The organism is Wolbachia endosymbiont (group A) of Epistrophe grossularia (assembly GCF_947251435.1).
GTDB lineage: Bacteria > Pseudomonadota > Alphaproteobacteria > Rickettsiales > Anaplasmataceae > Wolbachia > Wolbachia pipientis.
The window spans coordinates 1,267,604-1,284,160 of record NZ_OX366363.1 but is presented as its reverse complement, the minus strand read 5'-3'; the positions used below and the strand labels follow the sequence as shown (position 1 = coordinate 1,284,160).

The 16,557-nt window shown below is 36.0% G+C and carries 14 protein-coding genes and 1 pseudogene; 11 read left to right on the top strand and 4 right to left on the bottom strand.

The annotated features are described in order from the left end of the window. Positions 1–65 precede the first annotated feature (65 nt). Positions 66–1,274, top strand: a pseudogene (locus OPR28_RS06380) (IS4 family transposase). 362 nt (positions 1,275–1,636) lie between these two features. Here OPR28_RS06380 and OPR28_RS06375 read toward each other — a convergent pair. Together OPR28_RS06375 and glpX are read right to left on the bottom strand one after the other, a co-directional pair. Then, positions 1,637–3,004, bottom strand: a complete 1,368-nt coding sequence (locus OPR28_RS06375; RefSeq protein ID WP_265023716.1) for a hypothetical protein — start codon at positions 3,002–3,004, stop codon at positions 1,637–1,639. 81 nt (positions 3,005–3,085) lie between these two features. Further along, positions 3,086–4,003, bottom strand: coding sequence for a class II fructose-bisphosphatase (gene glpX / locus OPR28_RS06370; RefSeq protein ID WP_265023774.1), 918 nt, complete (start codon positions 4,001–4,003; stop codon positions 3,086–3,088). Between the two features lie 115 nt (positions 4,004–4,118). Here glpX and OPR28_RS06365 point away from each other — a divergent pair, with 115 nt between their 5' ends. The 4 genes from OPR28_RS06365 (at position 4,119) to OPR28_RS06350 (ending at position 6,308) form a co-directional block, all read left to right on the top strand. Further along, complete coding sequence (locus OPR28_RS06365; protein ID WP_265023715.1) at positions 4,119–4,793, top strand: ankyrin repeat domain-containing protein; 675 nt, start codon at positions 4,119–4,121, stop codon at positions 4,791–4,793. Positions 4,794–4,888: 95 nt separating this feature from the next. After that, positions 4,889–5,200 carry a hypothetical protein gene (locus OPR28_RS06360; RefSeq protein ID WP_265023714.1) on the top strand — a complete coding sequence of 104 codons (312 nt, stop codon included), beginning with the start codon at positions 4,889–4,891 and terminating at the stop codon, positions 5,198–5,200. After that, positions 5,173–6,031, top strand: a protein-coding gene (locus tag OPR28_RS06355; protein ID WP_265023237.1) for an IS630 family transposase whose coding sequence is annotated in 2 segments (ribosomal slippage) — positions 5,173–5,498 and positions 5,497–6,031 — 861 coding nt in all. Because the reading frame shifts where the segments join, the coding sequence is not laid out codon by codon here. The genes OPR28_RS06360 and OPR28_RS06355 overlap by 28 nt, the downstream gene beginning before the upstream one ends. 37 nt (positions 6,032–6,068) lie before the next feature. Then, a complete protein-coding gene (locus tag OPR28_RS06350; protein ID WP_265023713.1) occupies positions 6,069–6,308 on the top strand; it encodes a hypothetical protein in 240 nt (79 codons plus the stop codon). 85 nt (positions 6,309–6,393) lie between these two features. Here OPR28_RS06350 and ppdK read toward each other — a convergent pair whose 3' ends face one another. Further along, entirely contained in the window at positions 6,394–9,129 is a 2,736-nt protein-coding gene (ppdK, locus tag OPR28_RS06345; RefSeq protein ID WP_265023773.1) for a pyruvate, phosphate dikinase, read from the bottom strand. 210 nt (positions 9,130–9,339) lie between these two features. Here ppdK and OPR28_RS06340 point away from each other — a divergent pair, with 210 nt between their 5' ends. Continuing rightward, a complete protein-coding gene (locus tag OPR28_RS06340; RefSeq protein WP_077188186.1) occupies positions 9,340–10,191 on the top strand; it encodes an Rpn family recombination-promoting nuclease/putative transposase in 852 nt (283 codons plus the stop codon). A 106-nt stretch (positions 10,192–10,297) separates the two neighbouring features. On the opposite strand, the gene OPR28_RS06335 is transcribed toward OPR28_RS06340, so the two are convergent. Then, positions 10,298–11,653: a phosphomannomutase/phosphoglucomutase gene (locus tag OPR28_RS06335; RefSeq protein WP_155968310.1), complete on the bottom strand. Its 1,356-nt coding sequence runs from the start codon at positions 11,651–11,653 to the stop codon at positions 10,298–10,300. Between the two features lie 138 nt (positions 11,654–11,791). Here OPR28_RS06335 and OPR28_RS06330 point away from each other — a divergent pair, with 138 nt between their 5' ends. The 5 genes from OPR28_RS06330 to OPR28_RS06310 all read left to right on the top strand — a co-directional run bounded on the left by OPR28_RS06330 (position 11,792) and on the right by OPR28_RS06310 (position 16,325). Beyond that, positions 11,792–14,098 carry a coiled-coil domain-containing protein gene (locus tag OPR28_RS06330; RefSeq protein WP_265023712.1) on the top strand — a complete coding sequence of 769 codons (2,307 nt, stop codon included), beginning with the start codon at positions 11,792–11,794 and terminating at the stop codon, positions 14,096–14,098. Positions 14,099–14,676: 578 nt separating this feature from the next. Beyond that, positions 14,677–14,871 (top strand): hypothetical protein, encoded by a 195-nt coding sequence (locus tag OPR28_RS06325; protein WP_182320446.1) that lies wholly within the window; start codon positions 14,677–14,679, stop codon positions 14,869–14,871. Further along, positions 14,861–15,127, top strand: coding sequence for a hypothetical protein (locus OPR28_RS06320; RefSeq protein ID WP_265023711.1), 267 nt, complete (start codon positions 14,861–14,863; stop codon positions 15,125–15,127). The genes OPR28_RS06325 and OPR28_RS06320 overlap by 11 nt, the downstream gene beginning before the upstream one ends. A 28-nt stretch (positions 15,128–15,155) precedes the next feature. After that, a protein-coding gene (locus OPR28_RS06315) for an IS630 family transposase (RefSeq protein ID WP_265023237.1) occupies positions 15,156–16,014 on the top strand; the annotation gives its coding sequence in 2 pieces (ribosomal slippage) (positions 15,156–15,481 and positions 15,480–16,014; 861 coding nt in all). Next, positions 16,011–16,325, top strand: a complete 315-nt coding sequence (locus OPR28_RS06310) for an IS110 family transposase (RefSeq protein ID WP_265023710.1) — start codon at positions 16,011–16,013, stop codon at positions 16,323–16,325. The genes OPR28_RS06315 and OPR28_RS06310 overlap by 4 nt, the downstream gene beginning before the upstream one ends. Positions 16,326–16,557 lie beyond the last annotated feature (232 nt).

Genomic DNA, 16,557 nt, shown 5'->3' with positions numbered 1-16,557 from the left:
ACAGCACTTTTGTTTCTATTTTATTTCAACAAAGAAGTTTAAAATGTGTCCTTTTTAGGTGAAACATGCAAAAAGGAAAAAATTTTATTCTACAAATTAAAAATATAATATACTCGAAAGCTTTTCAGAGAATCCATTGTGTTGAGTTTTACACGAACAAGAAAACTTCCTTTTTCGACAGTATTTTCTATGATTTTAAAGTTAGTTAAAAAAAGTTTGGGAATAGAATGTGAACTTATGGAGCCATTGACATGTACCCTCAAAGCAAGCTTTTTCTAAAGCAAGGTATAAGATTTGCCATACAGGCTTTCAAGAATTTAAGCATCCAAACAGCCTATCAGGATGAACCTGAGTTGGAGAGGCTATAGACTTATTGCAGCAGATGGTTCTGGTATGAGATTACCCAGCTCTGAGGAAATTGTATCCGAGTTTGGCCGCTTTAAACCAAATGGAACAACAGGCACCATTGGCAATTTGTTTGTTGATTTGTGTACTTCGCTGATTTGTAGTGCTCGTCTTGCGGCTTGGAATATAGGTGAACAAACGTTGGCGGAAGAGCAATTACCCGAAGTTATCACTCAAATGCGTTCATTAAATCAAAAGAAATTATTATTTATCTATGATCGTGGTTATCCTTCAGTAAAATTCATTCAGCAGCATTATGATTTGGAAGTAGATTTTATTTTTCGCTTGCAAAAAAGAAATTATAGCAAGCTATGGGAACGCTGGAGAATTAGATTTCGATTTTATATTAGAAAATGAAAAGCTAAAAAATAAAATGAAAGGACAGAAAGTAAGAGTTATAGTGCTGACATTAGCCAACGGAGAAACAGAGGTATTGATTACTTCACTTTTTGACCGAGTAAAATTTACTTTGGAAGATATCAGCAAAGCTTATGTGTTAAGGTGGCATATAGAGGAGTGCTATAAACGACTCAAAATAGGTGCAGAATTAGAGAATTTTTCTGGCGTAAATTTAGAGGCTGTATTACAAGAATTTTGGGCAAACTTAGTCATGTGTAATATATTGTCGCTTCATATGTGTGATGCACAAGGGCCTTGGAATCCAGATCAAATTGCTGAGTATCGTTTAAATTTTTCAGTTTTATTTGGTGTAATGAGGCAGAAACTCTATCAGGTACTTATTGCGCCAAAAAACTTTCAAGCCCTTTTTAAGTATACGCGCTAAAGTTAAAATCCGACCAGGACGATTGTATAGCCGCGATAAGGTAGATAAGCCCAAACGCCATCATGTCTTTAGGAGAGTTTGCTAATGGAGGCTCTTAAGTTGACGCCATTGTCTGTTCAGGGGCATCGCAAATATTGAAGCAAAAGTGGTCAGTGCTTACTATACGAATATTGTGATTTGAATCCACTAGGGAGGATGTCATCCCAGTGCCCAGACACTGGGATCCAGGAATTTTGATTAGAGATTAAATTGGTGAGTATAAAAGTAGCTAATCCTACGTTAAAATACAACGTTTTTAATGGGACTGCGTAAAAGGGCCGGATTCCAGTGTCAAGCACTGGAATGACACCTTTGTGTTTGAGGCAAAACCTGCTATAACATTTCTTCGCAAACAAACGTTCGTACAGTTATGTATCAGCTACTTTCATGGCATCATTTGTTGTAAACTCACATTTCTCTATGATTATCTTTATTTGCCGCTTTCCCGAACGGATGCTCTACAGTTATTTCCTCATTAATAGAGCGAGGTGCACCGGAACCAGGTACAACGATATTCTCGTGCGATTGCATATCCTTCTTTTCCTCACATGGTGTTTGCTTAATGAAATGTTCTACTAAAACTTCACATAAAGCTTTACCTTTTATAAGCACAGCCTCGTTTTGCTTAGCTAACTCTAAAATTTCCTTTGGTTCAACATCTTTACCGTCAATAGTTGATTTTTTAATACTAACTTGACCTAAATTTATATTTAGAACAACAGTACAGTTAAGGTCTTTTCCAGATTCATCTTTTGCACCCCAACTAATTTCGATGTCACATATTGCAAATTCTGTAAAGGAGTAGTTCCTCTGTTGTTTCTCATTCTTCTCAATTGTTACTATTCTTTCACCATTGCTGTATATTTTTGCTCTTTTTACCTCGCTTTTCTCTTCTTCCATTCTTTTAGTTTTTTCAGTGAAAAGACGACTGGTTTCTAAACTTTGTTCAGGTTTAGTAATGTTGATATTAAGATGGTCATAATGATTAAGAAGACGGTTTGCATATGGACATGGCACATAACACCCATCAAAGAAAGCAATTGCACTACCAGTTTTTAGAAATTCTTGTCCATCGCTCATTCCTTCACCAATTCGAATAAGATATCTACCCAACCTCTTTTTAAAATTTTCTTTTAACTCCTCCTGATCTTTAGAAGTAAGCTTCTTATCCAATATACCCATTATTTCTTTTCGCTTACTCAATACCACATAATTGAAAAGGAAAATATCATCCTCTCGATAATAATTTGCTATCTTGTCAAATGGATCTGCCGGCCAAACGTTATTATAATTTACGGAATCAGAAGAATCTTCACACTTATTATCCTTAAAATCAAAATTCAATCTTTCAAAATCTGATAATACTTTTTCTGCCCTATCTTCAAAAGGCCGAAGTCCATCTTGAAGTTCTTTTCCATAACTCATTCCTTTGTCAATTTGAAGAACATATTGACCATATTTCTTTCTAAACTCCTCCTGTTCTTCGAGGAGAGGAAGATTCCTATCTAATATATCGATTATTTCTTTCCGCTTATTCAATATCACGTAATTAAAGAGGGAACTCTTCCCCTTCTTTTCATAATCGTCTGCTATTTTGTCAAAACACTTATTATCCTTAAACTCCAATTCCTCAAAATCTGAGAGCACACTTTGTACCTGAGTCTCATCGAATTGAAGATTTGCTTGAGGAGATAGAAGAGTCAACTTTTCTTCACTTTCCTTGGTACTCGAATTTTTGTACAAACCATTAAATAGATTTATAATACTAGAAAACATTTCACACCTCTATTGTTATAAGTAAACTTGATTATATCTTAATGCTAAATGTTGTAAAGCTAAAATTAGAAACTAAAAAAGCTAACATAAGTTCTGCATTGTTTGCAGCTTTATCAGCCTATTAGGCAGAATTATTAAAGAACTAGTTGAACAGACGTTATCAACTCCATCCACAAGTTCTCCGCTTGTTACTCCAGTTGCAATGAACACTGATTCACCTCTTGCCATATCTTTTACGGCGTAGACTTTTTCTGGGTCATCAATATTTAAATTTTTTGCTCTTTCTTTTAATTGATCCGTGTCAAATATTAATCTTCCCTCCATCTGCCCACCTATTGAACTCAGCGCTGCAGCCGCAAGCACTCCCTCTGGTGCTCCTCCTATGCCGATATACATATCGTGATTGCCATTTACTAGTGAAACTACGGCCGCAACATCACCATCATCTATTAGTTTAATTTTTGCTCCTAATTTCCTGATTTTCTCTATTAATTCACTATGCCTTTCACGTTTAAGTACAGTTACCACGAGATCATTCACTTTGCACTTTTTTGCCTTGGCTAAATTGTCTAGATTCTTTTCAATGCTATTTTTTAGTGAGACTACACCCTCTGGAAGATTTTTTCCTACTGCTATCTTTTCCATATAAACATCAGGTGCATGTAAAAAATTACCTTTTTTCGTTGCAGCAAGAACGGACATTGCCCCTGATTTGTAATGAGCACAAATCGTAGTGCCTTCAAGTGGGTCAACAGCAATGTCAATCTCAGGACCATCTCCAGTGCCAACCTTCTCGCCAATATATAGCATCGGCGCTTCATCTCTCTCACCTTCACCAATTACGATAGTACCATTTATTTCCATTGAATTTAATACTGTACGCATTGCATCAACTGCAACCTGATCAGCCTTTTTTTCATCGCCGAAGCCTGCTAGTTTATATGCAGCAAGCGCCGCAGCTTCGGTCACTTTAACTAATTTATAGGCTAAATCTTCCATCATTTGCTTTAAGAACTATATTCAATATATATCATGCTGCTTGAAACTGCAATATGCCTTGACTGGTTGTGGGAAAGTTGCTATAATAAACTAACATATAGTAGTAGGGTTAGTTATGATATATAGTAATGATGATATTAGAGAGTTGTATCTAAATATAAATGAGACTGTAAAACAGAAGCCTCAAGCAAGTCTTGAAGAATTAAGTAAAGAGCTAAATGCAAGAATTGATCTAAAGCAAAAATTTCATAATGGCTGTGTGTTGGGAGATTTACTATTAGCACTTGCAATTGAAAAAAGTAATCTAGATTTTATAAAATTTCTCTTTAAAAATGAGCTAAAAATTATTAGTATCATTTCCCAACAAGAAGAAACATGCCATATTCCCAAAACTATAAATGGTCAATCTATATTAAATTATGCTGTCCATTTTGGTAATACCGAAATTTTAGATCTACTCTTACAAAATGTTAACGCAGAACAATCAAAGCTAATACCTAAAAGCAAGCTGTACAAGTTGTGTCAACAATTAAAGAGTAATGCGTTAGATAAGGCTATAGACAAAAACAATGAAAAACTTGTTACGTTACTCGTGTCAGCGATAGAGGAGAAACAAGAAAAGCAAAAAATATCTAATGAGGAAATTAAAGTAGGATCTGGCAGTAATAGTAATGCCACTAGTAAATCTATAGCAACATCAACAAAAAAAACAAATCCAACTACTGTACCAAATAGTGGTAACGGTAGGAGTGTTATTAATAAACCAGTATCTCCTGTAGTATCAACATAAGAACTCACGGCGATGGTCTATCAAATCATACTATTACACCAAATAGTGGTAACGGTCAGCATCATAATAACAAAAATGAAACGCCTGTAGTAACAGTGCCTTCTATATTAACAAAGAAGACAAATACCAATCAAACTGTTACACCAAATAGTGGTAACGGTCAGCATCATAATAACGAAAATAAAACGCCTGTACTAACAGGGATTGATCAAACTGCCACACCAAATAATGATAATAAAGCTAACGGCTTTGTAGATGCTCAATTTTCTATGCCAAATGAACAAGAAACTAAATATAAAGAGAGCAAAAAGGATTTTTATAGCTCTTCTCATAATAATCCAAATAAGGTAAGATATGGATTTATGGTAGTGGGGTTTGTATGCCAGCAGCGTATAGTTATGACTTAAGGAAAAAAGCAATGGAAGCATTGGATGAGGGAGAAAGTAGAGCAACTGTTGCCAAGAGATTTAAAATTGGAAAAACGACTTTATATGAGTGGCAGAAAAGGCGTGAGGAAACAGGAGATTTTCAGTCAAAAAAGCCTGGAAGCGTAGGATATAACCATAAAATTACCGACTGGAATGTCTTCACCGAATTTGCAAAAAACCATGGCGGCAAAACTCAGTCAGAGATGGCTAAACTCTGGGGCAATATCAGTCGACAAACGATTCACCGCGCACTTAAAAATATTGGCTTTACAAGAAAAAAAGACCTACGGATATAAAGAAAGAAATGAAGAAAAGCGAGCTCAATTTGCAAAGGTTATAGCAACAAAATATCCTGAAAATCTTGTATATATTGACGAATCTGGGATAGACAATACAGAAGACTACCCATACGGATATTGCAGAAAAGGAGAGAGGTTTCATTCACTAAAATCAGGTAAAAAAACTCAGCGTGTCAGTATGATTGCAGCTCTAAATAAAAAGAAAATCATTGCTCCATTGACCTTTGAGGGATACTGCAACAAGGATGTTTTTGAGGCTTGGTTTGAGCAGTTTTTGACTCCAATTTTAAGGTCTGGCCAAACTGTAATTCTTGATAACGCTGCTTTCCATAAATCTAAAAAAATCGATGATCTTGCTAAAGGAGTAGGTGCTGAAATTCTTTATCTTCCTCCATATTCTCCAGACTTTAACGAAATTGAGCATCATTGGTTTGCTATAAAGAACAGAGCTAGAAAAAATATCCCTATTTTTCAGTCTTTCCGTCAAGCTGTTGATTCTGCTTTTTTATGATTTGTTCTGACTATTATGAGAAGAGCTATACACCTCATTGACAAAAGATGTTGTTGGAGTTGTTATTACAGGATTATTCATTACTGCTGCTGTGATGGTTCCATTTGTAGCTGGTGCAGTAGTTTGCAGTGTCATAGCTGCTTTGATTGCAATATATACCGGGTTGCATGTAAAAAATTCTACATTACCAAGTTATAGGGAGATGAGAGAGAATGAAGTTGAACGTGTAACAGGATGTCATCCCAGTGCCCAGACACTGGGATCCAAAAGGCCATAATAAAAACTAGATTCCAGCGTCACGCGCTGGAATGACACCCTCTGGTGGGCTCAAACCATATGAGTAGCCAACACTGCCACTATACTTACCTAGCAAATTTAGATCTAACACTAAACTGTGCTGCCACTAACTTTGCAATCGGTACTCTATAGGGTGAGCATGAAACATAATCTACCCCTGATTCGATGAGAAACTCTATAGATTTTGGATCTGCTCCATGCTCTCCACATATACCCAGTTTTATTTCTTTTCGGGTTTTTTTGCCTCTTTCAATGGCTATCTTAATTAACTCCCCTACCCCTTCGATGTCCAGCACTTCAAATGGGTCGTTTTCGAATATGTTGCTTTCCTTATAAGAATCGAGGAAATTAACTGAATCATCTCTTGAAAGTCCCATGGTTGTTTGCGTTAAATCATTAGTGCCAAAACTAAAAAACTCTGCATGTTTTGCTAACTTATCAGCAATCAGTGCTGCTCTTGGTAGTTCTATCATCGTTCCAATTGAATAAGCCTTGTCTGATGTCATTCCAGCGCGTGACGCTGGAATCTGCGTCTGGATCCCAGCTGAGATAACAGAGGATTCTTTCTTTGCTAGCTCGCATATCAGAATAAATTCTTTCTCGCTCATGATAAAAGGAATCATGATTTCAGGCTCCACTTCTATCTTCTTTTCTTTCTTTAATTCACTTGCAGCACTAAGTATTGCCCTAATCTGCATGCTATATATTTCAGGATGAGAAATAGCAAGTCTACAACCTCGATGGCCAAGCATTGGGTTCTTTTCTGATAACTGTGCTATTTTATTTTTTACTGACTCAACTGACTTACTAAGTGATTTGGCAATTTTTTCTATAGTAGACTGATCATTGGGTAAAAATTCATGCAAAGGTGGATCAAGCAACCGTATAGTGACTTCCCTGCCCTCCATAATAGAAAATATTTCTTTGAAATCAGACTTTTGCATTTCTTCTAGTTTAATGAGCGCATTTGCCCTTTCATTTTCATCGTCAGCTATTATCAATTTTTGAATGAATTCGATTCTATCACTAGCGAAAAACATATGTTCTGTGCGACATAAGCCTATACCTTCTGCACCGAATTCTTTTGCAATTTTTGCATCTTTTGGAGTATCAGCGTTCGCTCTCACTTTGATCGTTTTGATTTCATCTATCCAGTTGATTATCGTTTTGAATTCTTGCGATAATTCAGGTGAAATTGTAGGAAGAATGCCAAGCATAACCTCCCCTGTTCCTCCGTTGATGGTAATTGGTTCACCTTTATTTACTTTTGCATCCCCTACAGAAAAGAAAGTTCCATCTTTATCGATATAAAGTCCACTCACACTGCAAATGCATGGCTTACCCATTCCACGGGTTACAACAGCAGCATGCGAGGTCATCCCTCCCCGTGCTGTTACTATGCCACTTGCAGCATTCATTCCATTAATATCTTCAGGACTCGTTTCTGACCTTACTAAAATCACTTTTTTACCCTGCTCTGCAGCTTTTTCAGCATCACTTGCACTAAACACTACATATCCAGAAGCAACCCCTGGAGAAGCCGGCAGTCCCTTCCCTATTACTTTCTGGTCACCCTTAACGTCAAGAACTGGATGCAATAAATTGTCAAAAGTTTTTGGATCAATTCTCAATATTCCTTCTTCTTTTGTAATCGTTCCTTCGTTTACCATATCAACTATTATGCGAATAGCAGCTTCAGCCGTGCGCTTGCCAGACCTAGTCTGCAAAATCCATAACTTACCGTCCTGCACAGTAAATTCGATATCCTGCATGTCTTTATAATGCCTTTCAAGTTTTTCACATACCACGCATAATTCCCGGTAGACACTTGGCAGCAACTTCTCCATGGTGTTTTTTTGCTCTCCGTCAATTGGCATAGGAGTATAAACACCAGAAACCACATCCTCACCCTGAGCATTAATCAGAAATTCACCAAAGTATTTTTTTTCTCCAGTTGAAGGATTTCGTGTAAATATCACACCAGTTGCAGAATTATCATTTAAATTACCAAAAACCATTGCTTGCACGTTGACCGCTGTTCCAAGGTTTTCAGGAATATTATGTATTCTTCTATAGGAAACAGCCCTATCATTTTTCCAAGAGGCAAATACTGCATTAACTGAGTTTAACAATTGCTCTTCAACGTTCTGCGGGAAATGTTTCTCAGTTTTTTCATATACTATCTTTTTAAAATCGTTAACAATTCTCTTTAAAACATCAACATCAAGATCAGCTAAGCTTTTTGCTCCACTCTTTTGCTGCTCATTATCAACAACATCTTGAAATAGGTGATGATCAAGCTGTAGTACAACATTGGAGTACATCATGATGAAACGGCAGTAGCTATCGTAAGCAAAACGTTCGCCACTTTTTTTTGCAAGCCCAACAACGGTTTCATCATTTAGACCAACATTTAAAATAGTATCAAGCATGCCCGGCATTGAACTAACACTACCAGAGCGTATTGAAACTAATAAAGGATTATTTAAATCCCCAAATTTACAACCGATGTCATTTTCGAGCATCGCCATGTAGTTTTTGATTCCACTACATATGTCATTCCAGTGCGTGACCACATTTTTTTCTGGATCCGAGTAGTCAGCTACTTGGATAACAGAAGATCTATTGTCTTGATAATAGACTTTGCAAGCAGAGGTGGAAATTGTGAAACCAGGTGGAACAGGAATGCCAACATTGCACATTTCTGCTAAATTTGCCCCCTTTCCTCCCAGCAGATTTTTCATTTCTGCATTGCCTTCGCATTTACCCTGGCTAAAGTAATGTATTAACTTTTCCCCCATCATTTTCTCCGGATTTTCACTGATAAACACATTGTACATATAGTTCCAATAAACCTGTGAGAACTTGAAACCTTAGGATAATAAATTTTACAAAATTTTGCAACAACGTTCCTTCTGGCAACATCAGTAAAGTTAACAAAAAAGATGACAAATTATTGAATTATTATCAATAAGAATATATAATATAAAGATACATTTAAAAATTTTTTTATGGCTCTTTCTAAATTTCTCGACCCCAAGAATGATGTTGCGTTCCGGCGTATTTTTGGTACTGAAAAAAATAAAGACATCCTCATTCACTTTCTCAATGATATTTTGGGGTTCACTGGCAAAGATGAAATAAAAGAAATAGAATTCCTCAGCACTATTCAAGATGCTGAAATTGCCTCTAAAAAACAAAGTATCGTTGATGTTCTTTGCAGGGATGAAAATGGGGTGCAAGTAATAGTCGAAATGCAAGTTGCCAAAACTAAAGGCTTTGAAAAACGCGCTCAATATTACGCTGCTAAAGCTTATTCAAGGCAAGCTGATAAAGGTGATCAATATCAGGATCTTAAAGAAATCATTTTTATAGCTATTGCTGATTGTATTCTCTTTCCTAATAAATCTGAGTATAAGTCAGATCATGTAATGTTAGACAAAGATAGCTATGAACATGATTTAAAAGATTTTTATTTTACATTTATCGAGTTACCAAAATTTCCTAAAACTAAAGAAGACCAATTGGAGAGTATAGTTGAAAAATGGATCTATTATTTTAAATATGCAGATGAAACTAGCGAAGAAGAATTGGAAAAGATAATAGGTAGTGATGTAATAATTAAAAAGGCATATGAAGAACTAAATAGATTCAACTGGTCAGAGAAAGAATTTATTGCCTACGAACAGGAAATAAAACGTATTCGTGATGAACGGGCTGTTCTTGAACAAAAACTTGATGATGCTAAAAAGGAAGGAAAAATTGAAATTGCAAAAACAATGCTGGCTAATAATGTTGATGTCACCACTATTGTTAAGTTTACTGGCCTCTCCATGAGTGAGATCAAAGAATTGCAGAATTAAGTGGACCCGCAAACGGTTACACGAAATAATGCTGCAGCCTGACCAGGTGATAAGTACATTTAGCCTATTTATCTTTATACTTTCATGTCAATTTTATAAATCAAATTTATTTCTGTGAGTAGCTACAATTTAAAGACCTTGCTTCATCAATGTAATGGAACAAAACCTTTTTAGTAAGTTCAAAACCTTCTAAAGTCTCTCCTTCGCATCTTGCTGTAATGCAGTTTTGCGTATTTGATACCCTAAGAAGCCACCAACCTTTATTATCGGTTACCTTAACACCATCAAGATCTGAAAATACAATATTTTGCTGCTCCAGTGTTTTCTTTATTGACTCAATTATTTGAAACTTTTTCTCATCTTTCACTACAATCTTCACTTCATGAGTGATATATAACTTCGGTAAATCCTCAATCACCTGAGATAGGCTTTGGTTTTTCTTAAGCAAAATGTCAACTGCTTTAACAGCAGAATATAGCCCATCATCAAAACTTAGCTCAGAAAAGAAGAAGTGCCCGCTTAATTCACCAGCAAACTTTGCCTCTTCCTCTACCATCTTCTTCTTAACTAGTGAATGTCCAGTAGCACAGGTGATAACTTGCCCTCCTAACTTGCTAACAAAATCATGCACTTTCATACTCATTTTTACGTTAGCAATAACTTTGCTTTCTGGATATTCCTCCAACACTTCACGTGCAAAAATTATAAATAAATGGTCATTGGAAACAACGTTGCCTTTATTATCAATTAAGCGCACCCTATCGCTATCGCCATCTAGCGCAATGCCAAGATCACATCCATATTCCTTCACAATGTCAATTAATTGAGCAAGATTTTTTTCCTCTATGGGATCTGGATCATGCAGTGGAAATGCCCCATCTATAGAGTTATTGGTTACGATGTGCGTATGACCAGGCAAGATCTTTTCAATATACCTTATAATTCCACTTGCTGGACTATTTCCACAATCCCAGGCTATTTTTAATTTCTGTGTAGTATTATTCTTCACTGCACTTTTCAATATGCTAATGTACTCACTATATATATTTATGTTAATTAAGCTTCCAATTCTTGTGCTGTTTTTAATTGGACTGCTTATAATTTCCTTCATTTCTTGATCTGAGAAGACTTTTTTATTACTAAAAAATTTAAAGCCATTATATTCGCTGGGGTTATGAGAGGCAGTTATTATGATACCAAGATCCGCCTGTGTGATTTGTGTTGCAGCGTAAAGCATAGGTGAAGAGCATAGTCCAACGCGTATAACATTTGCACCGGATAAAGTTAAGCCCCTAATTAATTCTCTTTCTATACCTGGTGAATCTATTCTGCTGTCGTAGCCGACACAAACACTAACTACGGTTTGGCCAAACTTTCTACCTATCTCGTACCCATCATTAATCTGCAAGTCTTTGCCTATTATACCTCTAATATCGTATTTTCTTATAATGGTATTGTCCATACTGCACTGCTTAAGGAGTAACTACTATATAACATAATGGACAAGTGTTCAAATTTCTTCTTTATTTACCCACATAATTAGTTGATTTTTTAATTAAAATTGTTAGTATTGTAGTATATTTTCTAAAAATGTAAAATTATGCCATGGGAGAACGAAAATGTATTTATAGCTGAGGGTCAAAGTTTAAATGTAGATGAACAGCAGAAAAAGGATATTTTAGATGTGATTGAATCTTGTAGCAGCTTTCAAGAGACTATAAAACAATTGGAGGAAAAAAATTTAATCTGGTATTTTATTGGCCCTTTACGCAAAGATGAGAACATTACAGGACAGATAAATTTAAAGTGGGAAAAGGAGTTCCAAAAATTTGAGCAATCAATAAATGAAACACATAGAGAATTTGAAGCATCTTTACCAAATCAAAATTTCTTAGCGTATTCAACAAAAGATGATGACTTCAAAATTAGATTTGAAAATGAAGAAAAACCAATAGAAATTAGCAATATTTTAAGGGCCAGCAGTGAAGGTAAGGTTTATAACATATCTTTAGGGAAAGATAGTCAAATAACTGCAACCAAAAAAGGCAGCGAAAGGCACTATGATTTTACTGGTTCAAGCTCATGTGAAATGACCATTAATTGGCAGGCTAAGGATTCTGAAGGTAACAGCATAGACTGTAGCATGACCGTAAAATTGGATTCTGGTGGTATACAGAGTGTTATTGGTGAGCCAAAATTTGGAGGAATAACGAGTTCAGAAGAAGTATTAAAGTTAGTTGGACAAAATAAAGAAGTTTTTATCAACGGAAAAACTCTGTATCAAGCTTTTACTGGCATATCCAAGAGTGTAGACGATCAGCAAGTACCAGCAGAGGAAATATTTACAAAAGATCCACATATATCACCACAGTCACCTACACCAAGCAGCAGTGGGTATTCCTCTCCTAGCACACCTTCTTCACGTAGAAGTTCTATATCCACCAGCAGTGAATTTAGTGATGAAGATGAAATATTTGAGGATGATATGTCTGGTGATGAAGAAGAGTATGAGCAAGAAGGATTAAAAGATGAAGTTGAGGAATTAGAGGAAGAAAAAGAAACATTTGCTAAATATTTTGCAGTGCAGGCAAAGCAGCTTGAGGATCTAAGATTAGAACGTGACTCCTTGAGAGATAAAGTTAATGAACAACAGCGAGCGATATTTGAAAGAGATCAAAGAATAAAGGAGCAAGATGCTTCTATTAAGTCACTTATAGAGAAACTCGAAAAATTAGAAGAACTTAATCAAAAGATAGAAAAAGAAGGTGATACACAAATAAGCGAATTAAGTGAAGAAAAGCAAACTGAGGAAGAAGAAGCTGAAAGACTTAAAGCTGAATTAAAAAGGATGACGCAAGAATTAGCTTGGAAGAATCAAAATATTGAGCAGTTAACACAAAAGATAGAGAAAGAACTGCAGGATAAAAATGATGTAATAGAAAGCTTAAATGATAAGTTGAAAGATAAAGAAGATGAAGTTCAATCAGTAAATGGGATAAATAAAGAACTACAGAAGAAATTGAAGCAAAGTGAAGCTAATTTAACTGTACTAGAGAAAAAGAGTGCAAATTTGGAGAATGACCTGAAGAAAATAGTGGAAGGTTTAAAGGATGATCATAAAAAGCAGTTGGCAGAACAGTTAATGGAAACAAAAAAGGAAAACAATACATTGGCTGAAACGGCGAGCCAATTGTCTAAAGAATTAAATGAATTACAGAGAGAAAAGGAAGATTTAGAGAGGGAAATTCGACAACTTGAACCTGGAAGATCACTTGCAGATGAGCTAAGCGAAGAAAATACGAAGAGGGAAATAGAAAAACTTCAATATCAACTTAAGGAAAAGGAAGGGATGTTAACGTGTACACAGGAAGAGCTGGCATCTGTCAAAGAGAGTCTAGAGCAACTGCAGAACATATTACAGCAGGAAAAAGGTCAGGCAACTCAAACTGAAGTTGAATATGAAAGTAGAGGAACAAGCATGCAGCAGCAAGACCAAGGTATACAAGCTGTAAACAACAACTCAAGCAGAATAGCTAGGGGGTTAAGACAAGAAAACAAAAAATTGACTAGAGACAAACTAACTATATCTGAACAATTAAAACAAAAAATAAGAGAGATTGACGAGTTAAAGAAAAATTTAAAGCAACTGCAAGAAGAAAATAAACAACTAAAACAAGAAGTTACCAAAAATGCAGGAGTTGATGCATCATCTTCAACAGGTCAAAAAGAAGCTAAAGAAGCAGAAGTTATACCGCAAAACATTATGGATTGGCCTGTTCCAATTCCAGATGATAAACCGGAAGAGCAGAAAACTCCATTAGAGCCAATCAAGGTAAATACAGAATTATCAGATCCAAAATCAATCCCTGCTGAGGGTCCGGAAAAATCTCCTCCTCTTTCAAAATGATGAGTTTTGCTTCTATAGCTGACCCAAGCAACACGTCATCCCGCGATTTATTCGCGTTATCTCAGCCGCTAACACGTAGCGGGATACTTAACCGTCATACCGTGATTTATTCACAGTATCTCTTAGCCACTAACAAGCAGCGGGATGACAGCAATCCTACGTCATGCCGCCGCGGTATCTCTAGATCCCGCTAACTAGTAGCGGAATGACGAATTTTTGTTTTTCAAATTATAGCTAAACATACTGTAATTGCTATTGAATGATGGAGAGACATACTCCATTATTTTAGCACGAAGTAACAAATTCAATGAATTGGTTCTTCAAAAATAATTTAAACTTTTACAGTAGGTCATGAAATATTATAGCGATCTCATTAAAAGAAACTTTTATAAGTATCGTTGATGAGAAAGGAAAAGTTGTTAAGGAAGAAGTTGTTGCAAGCGAAAGTAAGGCAATAGCAGATTAGCCAAGGCAAAAAATACGAACCCATAGGAATAGAAAGTGGATAGTTGTCAATATCAATGTGCAAAGAGTTAAGGAGTTTTGGATTACCAGTAATTTGTGTAGATGCAAGGCATATGGCAGCAGCGTTGTCTGCAAGAATCAATAAGAATGATAAAAACGATGCGAGGGGTATAGCGCAGATGATGAGAAGTGTTAGTAAAATCAGTTGTCAAATTAAAATAGCGCTTGGAAGCAGAAGACAGCTAATGTGTAGCAAACAGCAGGTTATTGGAACAATAAGAGGGTTGTTGAAGATACATGGTCGGTAAAGGATCAAAATTTGAAACTTTCGCTTTAAGAATACAAGAGGCAATAAATAATTTGGATGAAATCAGTAGGAGTTCAATTGAAGCGTTAGTTTGTAGTTTGGAAGCAATAGAAAAGTCATTAAGAAAGCTTGACAAAATGCTTTCAGAACAAGGTGAAAAAGACGATGATTGTAAATTGTTAACTACTGTTCCAGGAGTGGGGATTATAGTAGCAATGACGTATATAGCTCTTCTCATAATAATCCAAATAAGGTAAGATATGGATTTATGGTAGTGGGGTTTGTATGCCAGCAGCGTATAGTTATGACTTAAGGAAAAAAGCAATGGAAGCATTGGATGAGGGAGAAAGTAGAGCAACTGTTGCCAAGAGATTTAAAATTGGAAAAACGACTTTATATGAGTGGCAGAAAAGGCGTGAGGAAACAGGAGATTTTCAGTCAAAAAAGCCTGGAAGCGTAGGATATAACCATAAAATTACCGACTGGAATGTCTTCACCGAATTTGCAAAAAACCATGGCGGCAAAACTCAGTCAGAGATGGCTAAACTCTGGGGCAATATCAGTCGACAAACGATTCACCGCGCACTTAAAAATATTGGCTTTACAAGAAAAAAAGACCTACGGATATAAAGAAAGAAATGAAGAAAAGCGAGCTCAATTTGCAAAGGTTATAGCAACAAAATATCCTGAAAATCTTGTATATATTGACGAATCTGGGATAGACAATACAGAAGACTACCCATACGGATATTGCAGAAAAGGAGAGAGGTTTCATTCACTAAAATCAGGTAAAAAAACTCAGCGTGTCAGTATGATTGCAGCTCTAAATAAAAAGAAAATCATTGCTCCATTGACCTTTGAGGGATACTGCAACAAGGATGTTTTTGAGGCTTGGTTTGAGCAGTTTTTGACTCCAATTTTAAGGTCTGGCCAAACTGTAATTCTTGATAACGCTGCTTTCCATAAATCTAAAAAAATCGATGATCTTGCTAAAGGAGTAGGTGCTGAAATTCTTTATCTTCCTCCATATTCTCCAGACTTTAACGAAATTGAGCATCATTGGTTTGCTATAAAGAACAGAGCTAGAAAAAATATCCCTATTTTTCAGTCTTTCCGTCAAGCTGTTGATTCTGCTTTTTTATGATTTGTTCTGACTATTATGAGAAGAGCTATAAAGCTGCAATTGATAACCCACATAGGTTTGAGAAATCTGATACAGTTGGAGCATATATAGGGTTGACACCAAGGCAATATTCTTCTGGAGAAGTTGATCGGCATGGCAGCATATCAAAGATGGGACCAGCGGAATGTAGAAGTATGTTATATGAAGCTGCACAAACAATGCTTACAGTTACCAAGAGGACATTTAAATTAAAAAACTGGGGTTGCGAAGAAAAAAGGAATGAAAAAAGCAATTGTAGCAGTAGCAAGAAAATTAGCTGTAATTATGCATAGGATGTTGGTTGATAAAACAGAATTTTATTATCAATAAACATCAAAAGAGCATAGGACAATAATTTTATTGAAAATAAAGATAGCAATGCCGATGGAAGGGACAAGCAAGAACTTAGTTAGACTTCGTGGTAAACATGTTGCCGTCCACTTCCGCCTAACAAGTATAATGCGGCTTGACAAATTTATTGTCATCTCAGACCGCGGAGAGAACCATATGCTACTTTTAACTTAT

Bases quoted from the DNA above. Each gene is read 5' to 3' on its own strand.
- OPR28_RS06375 (WP_265023716.1), bottom strand. From the start codon at position 3,004: ATGTTTTCTAGTATTATAAATCTATTTAATGGTTTGTACAAAAATTCG.
- glpX (WP_265023774.1), bottom strand. From the start codon at position 4,003: ATGGAAGATTTAGCCTATAAATTAGTTAAAGTGACCGAAGCTGCGGCG.
- OPR28_RS06320 (WP_265023711.1), top strand. From the start codon at position 14,861: ATGGTCGGTAAAGGATCAAAATTTGAAACTTTCGCTTTAAGAATACAA.
- OPR28_RS06365 (WP_265023715.1), top strand. From the start codon at position 4,119: ATGATATATAGTAATGATGATATTAGAGAGTTGTATCTAAATATAAAT.
- OPR28_RS06335 (WP_155968310.1), bottom strand. From the start codon at position 11,653: ATGGACAATACCATTATAAGAAAATACGATATTAGAGGTATAATAGGC.
- OPR28_RS06340 (WP_077188186.1), top strand. From the start codon at position 9,340: ATGGCTCTTTCTAAATTTCTCGACCCCAAGAATGATGTTGCGTTCCGG.
- OPR28_RS06310 (WP_265023710.1), top strand. From the start codon at position 16,011: ATGATTTGTTCTGACTATTATGAGAAGAGCTATAAAGCTGCAATTGAT.
- ppdK (WP_265023773.1), bottom strand. From the start codon at position 9,129: ATGGGGGAAAAGTTAATACATTACTTTAGCCAGGGTAAATGCGAAGGC.
- OPR28_RS06325 (WP_182320446.1), top strand. From the start codon at position 14,677: ATGGCAGCAGCGTTGTCTGCAAGAATCAATAAGAATGATAAAAACGAT.
- OPR28_RS06330 (WP_265023712.1), top strand. From the start codon at position 11,792: ATGCCATGGGAGAACGAAAATGTATTTATAGCTGAGGGTCAAAGTTTA.